Annotated in this window: 13 protein-coding genes; 7 read left to right on the plus strand and 6 right to left on the minus strand. The window is 63.6% G+C overall.

Features of this window, described 5'->3' with window-relative positions:
- Window positions 1-237 precede the first annotated feature (237 nt).
- Together MTX23_RS22690 and MTX23_RS22695 are read left to right on the plus strand one after the other, a co-directional pair.
- Window positions 238-1,233: a nitronate monooxygenase family protein gene (locus MTX23_RS22690; RefSeq protein WP_280972412.1), complete on the plus strand. Its 996-nt coding sequence runs from the start codon at window positions 238-240 to the stop codon at window positions 1,231-1,233.
- A gap of 38 nt (window positions 1,234-1,271) precedes the next feature.
- Window positions 1,272-2,240: a zinc-binding dehydrogenase gene (locus MTX23_RS22695; protein WP_280972413.1), complete on the plus strand. Its 969-nt coding sequence runs from the start codon at window positions 1,272-1,274 to the stop codon at window positions 2,238-2,240.
- A gap of 99 nt (window positions 2,241-2,339) precedes the next feature.
- On the opposite strand, the gene MTX23_RS22700 is transcribed toward MTX23_RS22695, so the two are convergent.
- On the minus strand, window positions 2,340-2,834 hold the full coding sequence (locus MTX23_RS22700) for a septal ring lytic transglycosylase RlpA family protein (RefSeq protein ID WP_348637502.1): 495 nt from the start codon (window positions 2,832-2,834) through the stop codon (window positions 2,340-2,342).
- A gap of 366 nt (window positions 2,835-3,200) precedes the next feature.
- Window positions 3,201-3,686, minus strand: a complete 486-nt coding sequence (locus tag MTX23_RS22705) for an aldo/keto reductase (protein WP_280972415.1) — start codon at window positions 3,684-3,686, stop codon at window positions 3,201-3,203.
- 163 nt (window positions 3,687-3,849) lie between these two features.
- On the opposite strand from MTX23_RS22705, the gene MTX23_RS22710 reads away from it, so the two are divergent.
- Window positions 3,850-4,278, plus strand: coding sequence for a hypothetical protein (locus tag MTX23_RS22710; protein ID WP_280972416.1), 429 nt, complete (start codon window positions 3,850-3,852; stop codon window positions 4,276-4,278).
- A 219-nt stretch (window positions 4,279-4,497) separates the two neighbouring features.
- Here MTX23_RS22710 and MTX23_RS22715 read toward each other — a convergent pair whose 3' ends face one another.
- Window positions 4,498-5,226, minus strand: coding sequence for a hypothetical protein (locus MTX23_RS22715; protein ID WP_280972417.1), 729 nt, complete (start codon window positions 5,224-5,226; stop codon window positions 4,498-4,500).
- Window positions 5,227-6,663: 1,437 nt separating this feature from the next.
- On the opposite strand from MTX23_RS22715, the gene MTX23_RS22720 reads away from it, so the two are divergent.
- Window positions 6,664-8,046 carry a cation diffusion facilitator family transporter gene (locus MTX23_RS22720; protein WP_280972418.1) on the plus strand — a complete coding sequence of 461 codons (1,383 nt, stop codon included), beginning with the start codon at window positions 6,664-6,666 and terminating at the stop codon, window positions 8,044-8,046.
- Between the two features lie 193 nt (window positions 8,047-8,239).
- Window positions 8,240-10,561, plus strand: a complete 2,322-nt coding sequence (locus MTX23_RS22725) for an ATP-binding protein (RefSeq protein ID WP_280972419.1) — start codon at window positions 8,240-8,242, stop codon at window positions 10,559-10,561.
- An 8-nt stretch (window positions 10,562-10,569) separates the two neighbouring features.
- On the opposite strand, the gene mdoH is transcribed toward MTX23_RS22725, so the two are convergent.
- From mdoH to MTX23_RS22740, 3 genes are all read right to left on the minus strand, one after another.
- Window positions 10,570-12,690, minus strand: a complete 2,121-nt coding sequence (gene mdoH, locus MTX23_RS22730) for a glucans biosynthesis glucosyltransferase MdoH (protein WP_280972420.1) — start codon at window positions 12,688-12,690, stop codon at window positions 10,570-10,572.
- Entirely contained in the window at window positions 12,678-14,147 is a 1,470-nt protein-coding gene (locus MTX23_RS22735) for a glucan biosynthesis protein G (RefSeq protein ID WP_280978152.1), read from the minus strand. Before MTX23_RS22735 ends, mdoH begins: the two co-directional genes overlap by 13 nt.
- A 266-nt stretch (window positions 14,148-14,413) precedes the next feature.
- Entirely contained in the window at window positions 14,414-15,310 is an 897-nt protein-coding gene (locus MTX23_RS22740; protein ID WP_280972421.1) for a LysR family transcriptional regulator, read from the minus strand.
- 245 nt (window positions 15,311-15,555) lie between these two features.
- On the opposite strand from MTX23_RS22740, the gene MTX23_RS22745 reads away from it, so the two are divergent.
- Together MTX23_RS22745 and MTX23_RS22750 are read left to right on the plus strand one after the other, a co-directional pair.
- Window positions 15,556-16,032 (plus strand): formate dehydrogenase subunit gamma, encoded by a 477-nt coding sequence (locus MTX23_RS22745; protein WP_280972422.1) that lies wholly within the window; start codon window positions 15,556-15,558, stop codon window positions 16,030-16,032.
- Window positions 16,029-17,585, plus strand: coding sequence for an NADH-quinone oxidoreductase subunit NuoF (locus tag MTX23_RS22750; protein ID WP_280972423.1), 1,557 nt, complete (start codon window positions 16,029-16,031; stop codon window positions 17,583-17,585). The genes MTX23_RS22745 and MTX23_RS22750 overlap by 4 nt, the downstream gene beginning before the upstream one ends.
- Window positions 17,586-17,592: the final 7 nt, after the last annotated feature.

Raw genomic sequence — 17,592 nt, forward strand, 5'->3', positions numbered from 1 at the left:
TCGCACGCGTGTTGCGCCGTATGCGACGTGATTGATCGTTGGCGCTTGCGCAGATGCATCGAACCGTCAGCGCGTCCCGCGCCTGAGCCCGTGCGCGAGCCTCCCAATTCCGCATGGGCCCGCCGCCCCTGCCCGGTAGACATTTGCCTGATAGGACTGCATCCTGCCGCTCGACATCCATAACAACTGTGCGCGGCCGTCCGCGTCACGGAAAATTCCAGTGGAAACGAGGGCAGAATGATCACCACACGCTTCACCGAGATGTTCGGCGTCGACCACCCGATCGTGCAGGGCGGCATGCAATGGGTCGGGCGCGCGGAACTGGTGGCGGCCGTCGCCAATGCCGGCGCGCTCGGCATGATCACGGCGCTGACCCAGCCGACACCGGACGACCTGCGCAAGGAAATCGCGCGTTGCCGCGAGATGACCGACAAGCCGTTCGGCGTGAACCTCACCATCCTGCCCGCGATCAAGCCGCCGCCTTACGCCGAGTATCGCCAGGCCATCATCGAAAGCGGCATCAAAATCGTCGAGACCGCCGGCAACAAGCCGCAGGAGCATGTCGACGAGTTCAAGAAGCACGGCGTCAAGGTGCTGCACAAATGCACCAGCGTTCGCCACGCACTATCCGCCGAGCGCATGGGGGTCGATGCGATCTCGATCGACGGCTTTGAATGCGCCGGCCACCCCGGCGAGGACGATACCCCCGGCCTGATCCTGATCCCGGCCGCTGCCGACAAGGTGAAGATCCCGATGATCGCCTCGGGCGGCTTCGGCGATGCCCGCGGCCTGGTCGCCGCGCTCGCGCTCGGCGCCGACGGCATCAACATGGGCACGCGCTTCATGTGCACCAAGGAAAGCCCGATCCATCAGCTCGTGAAGGAGCGCATCGTCGCCAACGACGAGCGCGAGACTGAGCTGATCTTCCGCACCATGCGCAACACCTCGCGCGTCGCCAAGAATGCGATCTCGACCAAGGTCGTGCAGATGGAGAAGCAAGGCGCCAAGTTCGAGGATGTCCGCGAGCTCGTCGCCGGCGCCCGCGGCAAGATGGTCTACGCGACAGGCGATGCCGATGAAGGCATCTGGTCGGCTGGCCAGGTGCAGGGCCTGATCCACGACATCCCGTCCTGCGCCGAGCTCATCTCGCGCATCGTGCGCGAGGCGGAGGCGATCATCGCCGAAAGGCTCGAAGGCATGATGTCCGGCGCCAAGCGCCAGGCGGCGGAATAGCGGCCTCGCTCATCCTCTACCGAAGAAAGAGAAGAGCCATGAAAGCCTATGTCTACGGAGCCAACGGCCCCGAAATCACCGACGTCGCCAAGCCCACACCGAAGGGCACGCAGGTGCTGGTCAAGGTCCACGCCTGTGGGCTTAACCGCGCCGATCTCGGCATGACCAAGGGCCATGCCCATGGCGCGGCCGGCGGCGTCGGCACCGTGCTCGGCATGGAATGGGCCGGCGAGGTTGCCGAGCTCGGTCCCGATGCCAAGGGCGTCAAGGTCGGCGACCGGATCATGGGATCGGGCGGCGCGGCGTTTGCCGAGTACACGCTGGCCGATCACGGGCGGCTGTTCCGCGCCCCGTCGAACATGAACTTCGACGAAGCCGCCACCCTCCCCGTCGCGCTCGCGACCATGCACAACGCCGTCGTCACCAACGGCGCGCTGCAACCGGGCCAGACCGTGTTGATCCAGGGCGCGAGCTCCGGCGTCGGGCTGATGGCGATGCAGATCGCCAAGCTGAAGGGCGCCAAGCTCGTGGTGGGATCCTCAACTGATGCAATGCGCCGCGGACGGCTGAAGGAGTTCGGCGCCCATCTCGCGATCGATTCCTCCGATCCTGCCTGGGTCGATCAGGTGCTGAAGACGACCGACGGCCAGGGCGTCGACCTGATCGTCGACCAGGTCTCCGGCAAAGTCGCGAACCAGAACCTGGCGGCGACCAGGATCAAGGGCCGCATCGTCAATGTCGGCCGGCTCGGCGGCACCCACGCCGACTTCAACTTCGACCTGCATGCGGCGCGCCGCATCCACTATATCGGCGTCACCTTCCGCACCCGCACGATCGAGGAGATCCGCGAGATCTTCGACGAGGTCAGGAAGGACATCTGGCCCGCGGTGGAGGCGCGCAAGCTGCAGCTTCCGATCGACAAGGTCTACAAGTTCGCCGACATCGGCAAGGCATTCGAGCACATGGAAGCGAACAAGCACCTCGGCAAGATCGTGGTGACGCTGTAGCGGCGTTGCGCGGATGAGCAGCAGGGCGCATTACGCTGCGCTAACCCGCCCTAAGCGCTAGCCAGGAAGGCTGCGCTCTTGCTCTTTCGGCTACGACGTTCAGCCGACCGGTCCGGGGATCCAATAGTCTCCTGAAAGCGGACTAACTCTTACGCCGTGAATGACTCCGAGCTGCAGGCTTGGATCGAAAAGGCGCATCGTCCGCTCATTGAGGTCAATGATGCGCCCCGGCGTGAGTGGCCCCACATCATTTATCTTGACGATGACCTTCTTGCCCACAGCCTCAACGAGGGCATATTTCGGCCTTGCGCCAAATTGCACCCCGCCAAATTTCTGACGCAAACTCGTCTTGATGGCAGCCGCCCAGCCGGAGGGATCATAGCGCTCGCCAGAGGCTGTGCTTGGGCCGCCCTCCCGCCATCCGGACCGGAACGGATTGTACATGGATGCTGCGCCGACGATGGCATCCCCAGCAGCGGCAATGACGACGGCGCTTGAATGAACCGTACTGGTTTCACTTCGAGCAGTGGTAACAGACATGGCAAGCGCAACCACGGCGCCGCAAATTGCGGCGCTCGAGCCGAACAACATCATAACTCCTTGACTGATTGATTTCGATCGTTCGGTTCCCGATGCCGCAAAACATGGTCAAGCGAACGCGGAGGCGTTTACGAGCTCGTGCCAATGTTTTGCGGATTCGTGCCGATGCCGGCGATGGAACCGTTGTGGGAACCGGGGAGGTCCCACGCAGTGTTTTTAGTTCTCACCGACTAAGACAGAGATTGCGTCAGCAACATGACTGAACAGAGCTTCTTCGACTGCGCGCGAGGAGGAGCAGCGTTCATCGGTGGCGCGTTCCAGCACATGTAAGCGAACAAGCACCTCGGCAAGATCGTGGTGACGCTGTAGCGGACCGCGCATCATGCAGCCAACAAGCGCAGTTGTCCGTCGCAATGATGATCAGCGCGTCTCGCCGGAAAAGGCCTGCTGCAAGGCTGACAGCCTGTCGAGCGCAGCTTGCGGCAGCGGGCCTTTCTGAACTGCCGCGAGAGCCTCCTCGAACTGTTGCGGCGTCGCCATTCCAACCAGGATCGTGCCCATGGCCGGATGCGACAGCGCGAACCGCGTGGCGGCTTCGGTCAGGCTTGCAGCAAATCCGTCCTGGACCAGCGGCAGCAGTCGACGCGCGCGATCGATGTCGGTATCGTAGCTCATCGCCGAACCGATCGGCTCGGGCGCCGGGCCCGCAATCGGATGACGCTCGGCTGACGCAGACAACGCGCCACCGGCGAGCACACGGATGCCCACGACGCCGACGCCGGCAGACTTGGTGTGGTCGAACAATCGGCCATAGTCCTGCGCCGGATAGCTCGGTGGCAGATCCTCCCCGGCCGATGGATTGAGCATGTTGTAGACGACCTGCGCGCTGTCGAAGAAAGCGGGCATCGATCACCCGCTGCAAGGCCACGGTCTCGCCGACGGCCGTCATGCCGAGGAAACGAACCTTCCCCTGGTCACGCAGGCGCGCGAACGCCGGCACCACCTCGTCCAGCACTTGCCGCACGCTGAGCGCCGCACCGCCGCCGGCTTCGGTGATCGGATTGTGCAGATGAAAGATGTCGACCTGATCGAGGCCGAGGCGAGCCAAGCTGCCTTCGAGCGAAAGCCTGACGGCATCGGCAACGCGGCCATACTCACCGGGCTGCAATCGGACCTTGGTACCGACGACCACATTGGGCGGCTTCAGCTGCCGCAAGACGCGGCCAAGGTTCTGCTCCGACGCGCCATTGCCGTACTGAACCGCTGTGTCGAAATAATTGACGCCAGCGGCGATCGCCCGCGCAACCGTACGCTCCTGGTCGGCAGCATCACCACGCACCATCAATCCGCCCACGGCACCGCAGCCGAAGCCCAGGACCGAGAGCTGCATTCCGGTGCGCCCAAAGACCCGCAATTGCATCGCCGTCCTCCGAGGGAGTGGACACTACGCAAGACTGAACGGCTGTTCCTCAACCCTGGTATTTGCCGCCGTGGCTGAGTGTCCGCAGACGCAACAAGCGCGCGCAGCAGCCTAGCACGGCACACTCAGCATGAGTAGGGCGTGTACTCGTTAAGCGACCGGCCGACTGATGTCCGTTCAACTCTCAATAGCGGCGGAAGAGCGGACATTGGCCGAGGTCGCAGAAGGGCCATTTCCGGACATGCTTATAACTTAGAGCAGTCCGCCGAATAGTCCCGATGACCTTTAGCTTTCGTGTCAGCGTCGCCGGGAAGCTGTGCGCTCAACATCAGCCGCGCATTGGTCATTTAGAACATCACCAAGCCTGCCCACATCCTTGATACCGAAGTACACGTTGCAAGGTGTCTCGGCCAAACGGAAGTGAGGCAATCTGCGCCAGACTTTTACGAATCTGCGGTCACGAAAAACTGGCTCGGATTCATATATTTCGTGTCTGAGTTCACCGAACGAGCCAACATAACAGCGGACGCTTACATTTCCGTAGCTCCACAAGCCGGCATAGACACGAGCGCCGTTGAGGTATCTCAAATCATAGGAAGCAAAGCCATCCGTGTCGGCGACGCTCCTGAAATACCTAAGCAATCTGACGAGCATTCTCGTCTGATCTACTTTCACCATCATTCGTCTTGTCGTGAGAATATACGCAAAGGCGCCGCCTATGTGCAGCGCGAATAACTGAGGTATGAAAGCAAATATGATTATCACACAGACAACGATCCATCGTCCTCTTACGAGCCCTTCAATGGCGTGTTGCTCGGGTGTTAGCGTATAGATTCCATGGTACGCGAAAAGCGCCAGGAAAAAAGCTCCCCACGTAGGAACTGCCGTTGAGCAGAAGAAAGTACTGAACCATCCTGGCGTGCCTATCCAGATAACCCGCTCGTCTTCACCCAGCTTGGGTGTGACGCCAGAGGCGTCGACCAGGTCTTTAGGCGGATCGAATACCGACAGACCGCGCTTGATCATTGATAGAAAGCTCGCTTGCAAGACATCGCGGCAGCTACCTGATTAAGCAGTCGAGGACCATCAACGACGGAATTTGGGACCATGTGGCTCCGAGAAGACAAGGGCGAGCCAACACGTACTCACTCGGCATCAGTACTGGCGAACTGTCAGCTTCAGCCTGTTTTCGAATAGACCAGTCCCACCGAATGGCGATGAAAAGCGGAAGCGCTGGTGTCGCAAGCGGCCATCCCACCAACAAACCCCACGGCGTGCCTTCGGACCAGGAAAGATGCCAGCCGGGGCATCCAGCCGGAGGGGCAACCAGAAGCGGAAGCGCCGCTACCCCAGCCGAGAAAAGCGCCGCGATGAATACAGCCATGCGAGGAAAGTTCGTTCACTAGCTCGTCCTCAGGTTGCAGTTGAGACGGAAGACATCGCGACCAAGCCGCGGTTGACCAACGCTCATTAAAGCTGGCTCGCAAGCCATGATCCAAGGCCCGACCGAAGGGACTGAATCATGCGCTATGAACTCTCCGACGAGGAAGGAGCCTGCTTGTATGCTGGAGCTTTACCGAGCGGTTGAGCTCTATTTGGCGGCCATAAGGCGGACTTGCGGATCAAACCAACCGTATCCGTGCCGAGCCTCACGGATGAGCCAGTCTCGATAGAACCGAAACGTCAAGAAGCTCGCTGAGGTTCTCGAAGCAGATTTCAAAAGATGGTGCACCCATCAATTTCACCTGAGATGATGGGCTTGCGGTTCTCGGTTCACTCCATCCTACGGAGGTGTCCGTCACGGTCTGGGTGTTGCCCATTGGACACGACGGGCAACTCAACAAAACCCGTCAAGCATTGCCGGCAAAAATATTTCTGTTTATCGGAATTGAAAATCAGTGTATGAATCCACCCGTCTCACCCGATTGAGGGGCGCATCGCGATCGTCACGAGTGTTGCGGTGAGATGCGGTGGACGCGGATTGCGCGACTGACGAGTGCGCATGAGGCGGACGGTGAAATCGTGTGGTCCTGACGCCCCAGTGGCTGGTGTCCTCTTGCAAGACGCCACGCGTCTTGCAAGGGCGGTGACAACAAAGCCCGGTCTCGCCGGGGAGAGCAGGTATAAGCCGTAAAACCATCGCGCAGGGAATGCCGGAGTGTCTCCCGCTGAACCTGTATGCTCGTGTGCGTTTCCTTATCCACTTTTGCACACGAGACCGCGGGTGCAGCGCGCACCCGGCATTCCCTGCGCCCTCTTGCTTTGAGGGCGAACGATTTTGCAAGGCTCGGGCGAAACGCGCCGCGAGAACGTGAATCCGCACCTGAAGTAGGCCGCTGAACTTGCGCGAGACGGTTTCTGAATTCGGATTAATTCGCAACATCTCTCCTGTTGCAAGTGAGTGGCGATTGCGTGTCGAGAGTAACACTTGATGTTCGCCTGCTCCCTGCTAAACCGCCGGCCATGACAGCCCACGCACCCAGCACCAAGACATCGGTCGCAGCGATCTCGGTCCTCGCCAGCGGCGGCATGGCCGCGGCGAAGTTCGTGGTCGGCGTCGCGATCGGATCGCTCGCCCTGATCTCCGAGGCGCTGCACTCCACGATCGACCTGGTGGCGACCATCATCACCTGGGCGGTGGTGCGGGTGTCGGACCAGCCGGCGGACGCCGAGCATCATTACGGGCACGGCAAGTTCGAGAGCGTCTCCGCGCTCGGCATCATCGCCCTGCTCTATGTGCTGGCCGGCGGCATCCTGGTTCAGGCCTACAGCCACCTGCGCGAGGGAACGCCGCCGCCCACCATCTCAGCCATTCCATTCGTCGTCCTCGTGCTCGACATCCTCGTGAACCTGTGGCGCGCCCGCGCGCTGCACCGCGCGGCGCGCGACACCAAGAGCCAGGCGCTTGCCGCCGACGCGCTGCATTTCGCCTCCGACGTGATGGGCTCGACGGCCGTCATTGTCGGCCTGGTGCTGGCGGGGCTCGGCTACTGGTGGGGCGATGCCGCCGCCGCGATCGCGGTCGCGGTCATGATCGCCCTGCTGGGCCTCCGGATGGCGCGCGAGACGGTCGAGACCCTGCTCGACCGCGCGCCCGAAGGTGCGCTGGAGCAGGCCACCGCCGCGATCAAGGCGGTGCCCGGCGTCGTCGACGTCGACCGGCTGCGCGTCCGCATGGTCGGGGCGACCCACTTCATCGATGCGATCGCCAAGGTGCCGCGCACCTATCCGATCGACCGCGTCGAGGAAATCAAGCGCAGGGCGCAGGAAGCGGTGACCAGGACGTTCGGCGACGCCGACCTGACCTTCACCGCGGTCCCGGTCGCACGCGACAATGAGAGCGTGCGCGAGCGCATCATGGTGATCGCGCGCAATTCCGGCCTCGCCATCCACCACGTCACAGTTCACGATCTCGGCGGCAAGCTGATCGTCGGCATCGACCTCGAGGTCGACGGCGAGATGGAGCTGACCGCGGCGCACGCGATCGCCCACGACCTCGAGCGCGCGATCCGCGAGGACTTCGGCGAGGACGTCGAGGTCGACACCCATATCGAGCCGCTGCAGCCGGAACTGCCGTGGGGCACCGACGCGGCTCCCGAGCGTGTCGATACCATCAAGGCCGCGCTGACCCGCTTCGCCGCCGACGGCGGCGCGATCCATGACATCCACAATGTGCGGGTCCGCGACACCGACGCCGGCGAGATCGTCAACTTCCACTGCCGTGCCGCTCCCTCGATGAGCGTGATCAAGGTGCACGACAGCGTCGACGAGATCGAGCGCGCGCTGCGCCGCGCGTTCCCGACCATCAAGCGCGTGATCAGTCACGCCGAGCCGCCGCGCGCGTAGTTCTACGGAGCCGTTCCCGTTTCGGACTCGTTTTGCGACCACCGATTCTCTCTTGGACAAGAATTATTTCGCATTAACGAATCGTTGACTCTCGACAGCTCCGAAAAACTGGATTCAAATCATCTTGATTCGGATGCGACGTGGGGTGCATTCCGAACCGGGTAAAAACCAGCTTAGCGTGGGGGTCTAGGGCATGGCGCGCGCGCATGCAGCGAACGCGTGCGTCCAATCCGATTCGATCAAGGGATTGGCGCAGTCGATCGCGAAACCGGCGTATCTCAGGCTTCTGACGGCCGAGCCTGCACTGCGCCGCGCTGTCCCGACTCTCATCATCGCCTTCCTGATCACCATCTGCCTCGGCGCCTTCGTCCAGGTGATCGACCAGAACCGCCAGAAGCGCGGGGCGATGAAGCGTGATCTCGCCGCGCTCTCCGACATCCTGGCCGAACGTCTCGACCGCCTGACCTCGGTGCGTCGCGACCGGCTGAACAACATCGAGCGTCTGCAGGAACTGCTGCCCGACCTGATCCCGTCCTGGGGCATCGCGCTCGGCCGCCACGTCATCATCACCAGCGCGGATCACCGCGTGCTGGCGCGCGTGCCGATCGAGGGCCTTGGCGAGAGCGACCGCATCCTCGACGTCATCTCCACCGCGCAATTGCTGGTCGCGCCCGGCCAGCAGGGCGTGGTCAACGACATGACGCTGCCCAACGGCAGCGGCGCACTGGCGATCTCGCGGCTCGTCAAGTCGCTGCCGGGCCAGATCGTGGTCATCCAGGAAATGAACGAACCGATCTGGGGATCGGACGCGGCGCTCTCGGTGACGCTGTCGGCGACCACGAGCTTCGTGGTGCTGATCCTGGGCTTCGCCTTCCACTGGCAGTCGACCCGCGCCCGCGAAGGCGACCTGATCAACGACGCCGTGCGCGGCCGGATCGATACCGCGCTCAATCGCGGCCGCTGCGGGCTGTGGGACTGGGATCTGTCGCGGGGCAGGATCTTCTGGTCGCAGTCGATGTTCACCCTGCTCGGGCTCGACTCCCGCAACGACCTGCTCACCTTCGGCGAGGTCAACGCGCTGGTGAAATCCGACGACATCAACCTGTTCGACATCGCCGACCAGCTGATCTCGGGCAAGATCGACCATATCGACCAGAGCTTCCGCATGCAGCATGTCGGCGGTCACTGGATCTGGCTGCGCGTGCGCTGCGAGCTCAGCCACGCCGCCGCCGACGGCGGCCTGCATCTGATCGGCATCGCCGTCGACATCACCGAGCAGAAGAGCCTCGCCGAGAAGAGCGTCGAAGCCGACCTGAGGCTGCGCGATGCGATCGAGACCATCCCGGAAGCCTTCGTGCTCTGGGACGCCGACGACCGCCTGGTGCTCTGCAACTCCCATTTCCAGCGGCTGCACAAGCTGCCGGACTCCGCCGTCATCCCCGGCACCTCCTACGAGACGGTGATCGAGGTCGGCAGCATGCCGGAGGTTCGCAGCCGCCTGCACGAGAGCGGCACGCCGGCGCCCGGCGCGCGCACCTTCGAGGCTCAACTCGACGACGGCAGCTGGCTGCATATCAGCGAGCGGCGCACCAAGGACGGCGGCTACGTCTCGGTCGGCACCGACATCACCCGCATCAAGGCGCACGAGCAGAAGCTGGTCGACAACGATCTGCGCCTGCGCGCCACCGTGGCCGACCTCAAGCGCTCGCAGTCCGAGCTGGAACGGCAGGCCGTCGAGCTCGCCGATCTCGCCGAAAAGTACTCGCAGGAAAAGACCCGCGCCGAGGACGCCAATGCCGCGAAGTCGAAATTCCTGGCCAATATGAGCCACGAGCTGCGCACGCCGCTCAACGCCATCATCGGCTTCTCCGAGATCATGGGCAGCGGGCTGTTCGGCGCCCTCGGCTCGGACAAGTATCAGGAATATTGCCACGACATCCTGACATCGGGGAAATACCTGCTCGAAGTCATCAACGACATCCTCGACATGTCGAAGATCGAGGCCGGCCGCATGAAGTTCGACATGGAGCCGCTCGACATCTCCGGCATCCTCGCGGAGTCCCTGCGGGTCGTCTCCGGCCGTGCCGAGGACAAGGGGCTGTCCCTGGAATCGAACATCGAAAGCACGATCTCGGTGGTCGCCGACCGCCGCGCGGTCAAGCAGATCATCGTCAACCTGCTCTCCAATGCGGTGAAGTTCACTCCCGACAACGGCCGCGTGCTGGTGCGCGGTCAGATGTTGAACGACTCGATTGTGCTCTTGATCGCCGACAGCGGCATCGGAATCGCACCGGAGTCGCTGCGGCGGCTCGGCAAGCCGTTCGAGCAGGTCGAAAGCCAGCTCACCAAGAGCTATCAGGGCTCCGGCCTCGGCCTTGCGATCGCACGTTCGCTCACCAACCTGCACGGCGGCTCGATGCGGCTGCGCTCCAAGCTCGGCGTCGGCACCGTAGTCCGCGTCACGCTGCCCCGTGACCCGCGCAGGCTGCAGGCAAAGCTGCCGGAAGCGGCGTAGACTCCAGGTTACTTCGCAAGCACCCCCGCCAGCAGGGCAGAATCGCCGAGGACGGCAAGCGTCTCGCGCGGGGTGAGATGGTCAACCGCCTCGTCAAAGCTTTCGCTTGCCTCGATCCGCGCGCGCGCCACCGCAAGATGAAGATCGATCTCGCCCGGACCGCCGCGCTTGGCCGGCGGGAGCGACGAGAGATGACGATGCAGCAATCCGGAATCCTGCCGCAGCACCGCGAGCGCAGGGGCGGACGCGGGTGCGGGCGACGAAGCCAGTTCGTTGGCGCGAACCAGCACACGAGGCGGCGCCGCTTCTTCCGGCGTCACGAACAGCGCTCGCATCCGAGGCTTCGCGGTCCAGGCCCCGATCGGGATCGCAAACAGCAGGCCGACGATCACAGGCGACATCCACAGCAGCAGTGGAAACGACACTGCATAGGCACTTGCGGCCATCGCGACACCGCACGCGGTTGGGATGCCATATTTCCGATAGAGCTCCCGCCGCTCGACCTCGCCGTCGTCGCGCCGCTGCGTCTGCCAGCCCGCATCCCGCCCGAGCAGGATTTCGACGACTGCAATCGACTGGAAGACCATCATGACAGGCGCGATCATCGCCGAAATCACCACCTCGGCAATGACACCTGAAAATGCCCGAAAGCCGCCGCCGAATTGCCGGCGCGCGTCCCGCCGCGTCAGCAACAGGACGAAGCCGAGCAGCTTCGGTATGATCAGAAGCGCCATGGTAAGGCCAAAGACCCACGCGGCGAGCACGGGATCCTGAGCCGGCCAATTGGGAAACAGCGAAAAGCCCTTTGGAAAATACTCCGGACGGACGAAGCGCGCCTGCAACGAGATCAGGATTCCGAGCAGCAGGAACGAAAGCCAGAGCGGCGCGGTGATGTAGGAGCCGATCCCGGTCATGAAGTGCAGTCGCGAAATCCAGTGCAGGCGGCGCGTCGCCAGCAAAGCGAGATGCTGGAGATTGCCCTGGCACCAGCGCCGGTCGCGCGCGGCAAAATCCAGTAGCGACGGCGGTACCTCCTCGAAGCTGCCGCCCAGCACCGGCGCCATGTAGATGCCCCAGCCGGCGCGTCGCATCAGCGCCGCCTCGACGAAATCGTGGCTCAGGATATGCCCGCCGAACGGCTTTCGTCCGGACAGTTCGGGCAGGCCCGCCTGCTCCGCAAATGCCTCAATCCTGATGATGGCATTGTGCCCCCAATAGTTGCCCTCGGAGCCATGCCACCACGCGACACCGGCGGCGATCATCGGCCCGTACAGCCGGCCGGCAAACTGCTGCAGGCGGCTGAACAGGCTGCGCGCATTGACGATCACCGGCAGCGTCTGGATCAGCGCTGCCCGTGGATTGCTCTCCATGGCATGAACCATCCGCACCATGGTGTCGCCCGACATCAGGCTGTCGGCGTCGAGAACGATCATGAATTGGTAGGCGCCGCCGAACCGCGTGATCCACTCGCCGATATTGCCTGATTTCCGCGCCGTGTTGTCGGCCCGATGCCTGTAGTAGAGCCGCCGCGCACCGCAGGCGTCGCACAGGTCGAGGAACGCCCGCTCCTCGGCGATCCAGATATCGGGATCGCGCGTGTCGCTCAGCACGAACCAGTCGAAGCTTTCAGCCCGTCCGGCCGCCTCGACCGACTCGTAGATGGCGCGCAGCCGCGCCATCAATTGATGTGGATTCTCGTTGTAGGTCGGAAGCAGCACCGCAGTCCGGCTCGCGATCGGCGGCAATGGACCATCGCCGCGGATGGGCAAGGCGTTCCCCTTGCGTCGAAGCAGGACGAAAAAGCCGGCAAGCGCCGACGCGAACGAAAAGGCGATCCAGGCGAGCAGCGCGACGAACAGCGCCAGCACCATGCCTTCCATGATCGTCACGCCGCCGACCTGGACCACCATGTACATCTCGTAGGCGCCCGCGCCGGTCAGCGCCGCCGTCAGCACCAGGACGAACGCGCGGCGCATGACCATCTCCGCGCCAACCGACACCGGCCACCCGACTGCGCGCGGCGCTTGGCCAAGATCCGCCGCCGACATCGCAAGCGGGCTCTCCTGCGGAAGGAAGCCGCCGGCCGCTACGGCAACGTCGGAGTTAGGCGACGTGACTATGGCGCCCATCGATAGACCCAGATCTCCGAAAGCGGCTTGTCATCCTGCGCGGCAAGAAAGGCCCGAAGCTCGATTGGGTCCTTCTTGACTGCGCATTGGAAGCTGAGCCGCCATCCGCCTGTGTTCGGGTTCGGTTGCGTGACGATGTTCGTGACTTCGGATTTTTCAGCCGTCACGACACCCTTGACGCTATTGGGATCGATTCCCTTCAGATTGTCTCCGATCAGGTCGAGCACGAACAGCTTGCTGTCCTCGCCACGGGCGCCGATGCCGCTCCGTGTGAAGCGCGCAAGGGAATGGGGCTTTGGCGCGTCCGGCCCCCAATGCAGGCGATAGGTGAGATTGTTCTCGCTCTTGGCCTTGAGCGGCGCCTTCGGCCGCCAGAACGCCGCGATGTTGTCGTGGATCTCTTCCTTGGTCGGAATCTCGATCAGGATGACCGCGCCCTCGCCCCAGTCGCCGATCGGTTCGACCCACAGGCTTGGACGTTTCTCGAAGCGCGATTCGATGTCCTGATAGGCGAAGAAATTCTTTTCCCGCTGCATCAGCCCGAACCCGTGCGGATTGACGTCCTGGAACGTGCTGATCTGGAGGTCGCGCGGATTGCTCAGCGGACGCCAGAGGCTCTCGCCCTTACCGTTGTAGATCGCAAGCCCGTCGGAATCGTGCACGGAGGGCCGAAAATCATCGACGTCATTGCGATCGTTGGGCCCGAAGAAGAACATGCTCGTCATCGGCGCCAGGCCGGCGTGCTCGAGATCAGAACGCGGATAGAGCGATGCCTCGACGTCGAACACCGTCGTTTTCCCAGGCCTGATCGTGAAGCGATAGCTCGCCGCGCAACTCTTGCTGTCGAGCAAGGCATGAATGACGAGCGAGGTCGCGTTGGGCACGGGCCGCTCGAGCCAGAACGCCTTGAAGTACGGAAACTCCTCGCCCTTTGCCTCACCGGTGTCGATCGACAGACCGCGCGCCGACAGGCCGTAGATCTCATCCTTGGCGACGGCGCGGAAATAGCTCGCCCCCAGGAAGACACAGACCTCGTCGTAGTAGTCCGGCTTGTTGATCGGCGCGTGGATGCGAAATCCGGCAAAACCGAGGTCAGTCTCGGTGAAGGCAGGCACCTTCTCACCGAACGAAAAATCGTCCTTGCTGTAGCGGATTTCGCTGACCTTGCCGTCAGCGACTTCGAAGATGGTGACCTTATTCTTGTAGAAAAAGCCGCGGTGGAAGAACTGCGCCTGGAAAGGCAGTTTCTCACCACGCCAAAGCGCGTGCTCGGGCAGGAAGCGGATCGATCGGTACTGATCGTAGGTCAGGTCCTTCAGGCCGCCAGGCAACTTCTCATCCGGCGCCTCGAACGACTTGCTGGCGAGATTGCGGGCAAGCTCCCTCACCATGGAAGGGTTGAAGGGTGCGTCCGACGCGTTCCCTGCGGCTGCGGCCTCTCGCCGCGGCAAGAGCATCAGTGTCGGCAACATGGCCGATCCATGGAGTAGTTGGCGGCGATTCAAGGCATCTCCTGCTGGCTGATCGGGACGCCGCAATGAAACCGCCGAGCGGTCGCGGAGTTCCATCGTCGCAGCGTGCACGAGAAGATTGCTTGGGGACGGAGCGGTGCGGCTTTCTCCAAAGCAAGGAGACAAAGCGGCAACCGCTTCGTAGCGGGCGCGGACCGGCGATTGGCGCAAGCGGGAACCGTCGCGGAAGCGCCTCGGCTGATTGCCGAGTGCTACTGCGTCTCCAGCGTCGGCGCGACCTCACGCGCGACTTGCACCAAGGCCGCGATCAGGGGCGTCATCGGATCGCGTTGCGGGATCACCATGCCGATGCTGTAGTCCACAACCGGATCGACAATCGGGATACTGCGAACGGCGTCGGCCAGTCCGAGCGTCTCCGCAAGCTTCGCAGGCATCACACTCGCCCAGCGCCCGGTCTTCACATGGGTGTAGAGCACGAGCAGCGAATTCGAGGTGAGCGTCGGCGTCGCCTCGCCGCCGACCGAGGTTAGCGCGCGATCGATGATGCGACGGTTCTGCATGTCGGGCGTCAGCAGGCAGAGCGGCACAGTGCCCACTTCCTTCCACGTCACCTGCTTGCGGTCGCCGAACATGGCATCGGGCGCCGTCAACAGGCGATAGCTCTCGTTGTAGAGCGGAATGGTGCGGACCTTGCCGATCGGCTCGTTCTCGATATAGGTCAGCCCGGCATCGACCTCGAGATTTTCGAGAAGGCCGAGCACATCGGCCGAGGTGCAGGACTGGATGCGGAAGCGCACGTCGGGGTGGCGCGCGCGGAACGGCGTCGTCAGCGACGCCACCATGCCGAGCACGGTCGGGATCGCGGCGATGCGGATTTCGCCCGACAGCTTGTCCTTGAGGCTGTTGATCTCCTGCTTCATCGCGCGCGCGTCGCCGACGATTCGTCGCGCCCAGTCGAGCGTGCGTTCGCCCTCCGGCGTGAACCCCTGGAAGCGGGAGCCGCGCTGCACCAGCATGACGCCAAGGATTTCCTCGAGCTGCTTGAGGCTGGTCGACATGGTCGGCTGGGTGACGCCGCAGGCCTCCGCAGCCCGCCCGAAATGCCGTTCCTTGGCCAGCGCCAACAGAAGTTCCAGCTTGTCGATCAAGGATCAAACCCCCATCGCGAAAACGGTGTCCCAACACAGTCACAAGTAGCACGGCCGCGGCGCGATACTAACCCCAAAAGCACGGCGGAAGTTCGTGATTTCAGGCCATTATTGCGATCCCAAATCACCCCATTCTGCCATGCTATTAATCGCGTTTCGCAATCGCCGCATGAGACGGCTTTATTGATGTTTCGAAGGATTCCAACTCTCATACGGCAGTCGAAAAACTGATCGTGAGAGCGCGGATGACGTCGGAATACGAACCTTGGGACGAGGCGCGCGGCGCCGAAATCATCGCAAAACATGCCAAGCTCGAAGGCGCCACGCTGGTCATCCTCCACGCGCTGCAAGAGGCGTTCGGCTACGTACCGGAGCCGGCGATCCCGATGGTCGCGCAAGCGCTCAATCTGTCCCGCGCCGAGGTGCACGGCGTATTCACCTTCTACCACGACTTCCGCAAACAACCGGCCGGGCGCCATGTCCTGAAGCTGTGCCGCGCCGAGGCCTGCCAGGCCGCTGGCGGCGACGCGCTGGCGGCGCGGGCTGAGGCCAGGCTCGGCGTCTCCCTCGGCAACACCACGGCGGATCAGCGCGTGACGCTGGAGCCGATCTACTGCCTCGGCCTCTGCGCCACCGCCCCGTCGGCAATGCTCGATGGCCGCGTGGTCGGACGGCTCGACGAGGCGCGGATCGACGCCCTGGTCGCGGAGGCGCAGCGATGACGATGCGGATCTTCATCCCCCGCGATGCCGGCGCGATCGCGGTCGGCGCCGATGACGTTGCCCTGGCGTTCGCGCAGGCCGCCGCCGCGCGCGGCGTCGCTGTCGAGATCGTCAGGACCGGCTCGCGCGGGCTCTACTGGCTGGAGCCGATGGTCGAGCTGGCGACGGCGCAGGGTCGCGTCGCGTTTGGCCCGGTCACGTCGGCGGACGTCCCTGCCCTGCTCGATGCGATGGCAAGCAATGGCCCGCATTCGCTGCGGCTCGGTATCGCAGACGAAATTCCCTGGCTGAAGCGGCAGACCCGCCTGACCTTCGCGCGCTGTGGCGTGGTCGATCCGCGCTCGGTCGACGACTATCGCGCCCATGGCGGCTACAAGGGCCTGGAGCGGGCGCTGACGTTGACGGCGGACCAGATCCTTGCGGACGTCACCACATCGGGCCTGCGCGGCCGCGGCGGCGCCGGCTTCCCCACCGGCATCAAGTGGAAGACGGTGACGCAGGCGAATGCCGACCGCAAATACATCGTCTGCAATGCCGATGAGGGCGACAGCGGCACCTTCGCCGACCGCATGATCATGGAGGGCGACCCCTTCGTCGTGATCGAAGGCATGACGATCGCCGGCATCACGGTCGGCGCCGCCAAGGGCTACATCTACATCCGCTCGGAATATCCGCACGCGGTCGAGGCCATGAACGCGGCGATTGCGGCCGCGAAGCGTGCCGGCTTCCTCGGCGATCGCATCGGCGGCTCCACGCACAGCTTCGACCTCGAGGTGCGCGTCGGCGCCGGAGCCTATGTCTGCGGCGAGGAAACCTCGCTGCTCGAAAGCCTCGAGGGACGCCGCGGCATCGTGCGCGCCAAGCCGCCGCTGCCGGCGCACAAGGGCCTGTTCGGCCGTCCCAGCGTGATCAACAACGTCCTGTCGTTCGCGGCAATCCCCTTCATCCTGGACAATGGCGCCAAGGCCTATGCCGATTTCGGCATGGGCCGCTCGCGCGGCACCATGCCGATCCAGCTCGCCGGCAATATCCGATATGGCGGGTTGTTCGAGACCGCGTTCGGCGTGACGCTCGGCGAGCTCGTCGACGACATCGGCGGCGGCACCTTCACAGGCCGCCCGGTCCGCGCGGTGCAGGTCGGCGGTCCGCTCGGGGCCTATTTCCCACGTGCCTTGTTCGACACGCCGTTCGACTATGAGGCGTTCGCCGCGCGCGGCGGCCTGATCGGCCACGGCGGTGTGGTGGTGTTCGACGACAGCGTCGACATGGCGAAGCAGGCGCGCTTTGCGATGGAGTTCTGCGCCATCGAATCCTGCGGCAAGTGCACGCCGTGCCGGATCGGCTCGACCCGCGGCGTCGAGACCATCACCAAGATCATCAATGGGGAACGCGTCGCCGAGAACCTCGCGGTGGTCGAGGACCTCTGCAACACCATGAAGTTCGGCTCGCTCTGCGCACTCGGCGGCTTCACGCCCTACCCCGTGATGAGCGCACTGAAACACTTCCGGGAAGATTTCGGCCCGGCACCGGCCCGGCTGCAGGCCGCGGAATAACAGGAGA

This window comes from Bradyrhizobium sp. ISRA436 (genome assembly GCF_029910015.1).
Taxonomy (GTDB): domain Bacteria; phylum Pseudomonadota; class Alphaproteobacteria; order Rhizobiales; family Xanthobacteraceae; genus Bradyrhizobium.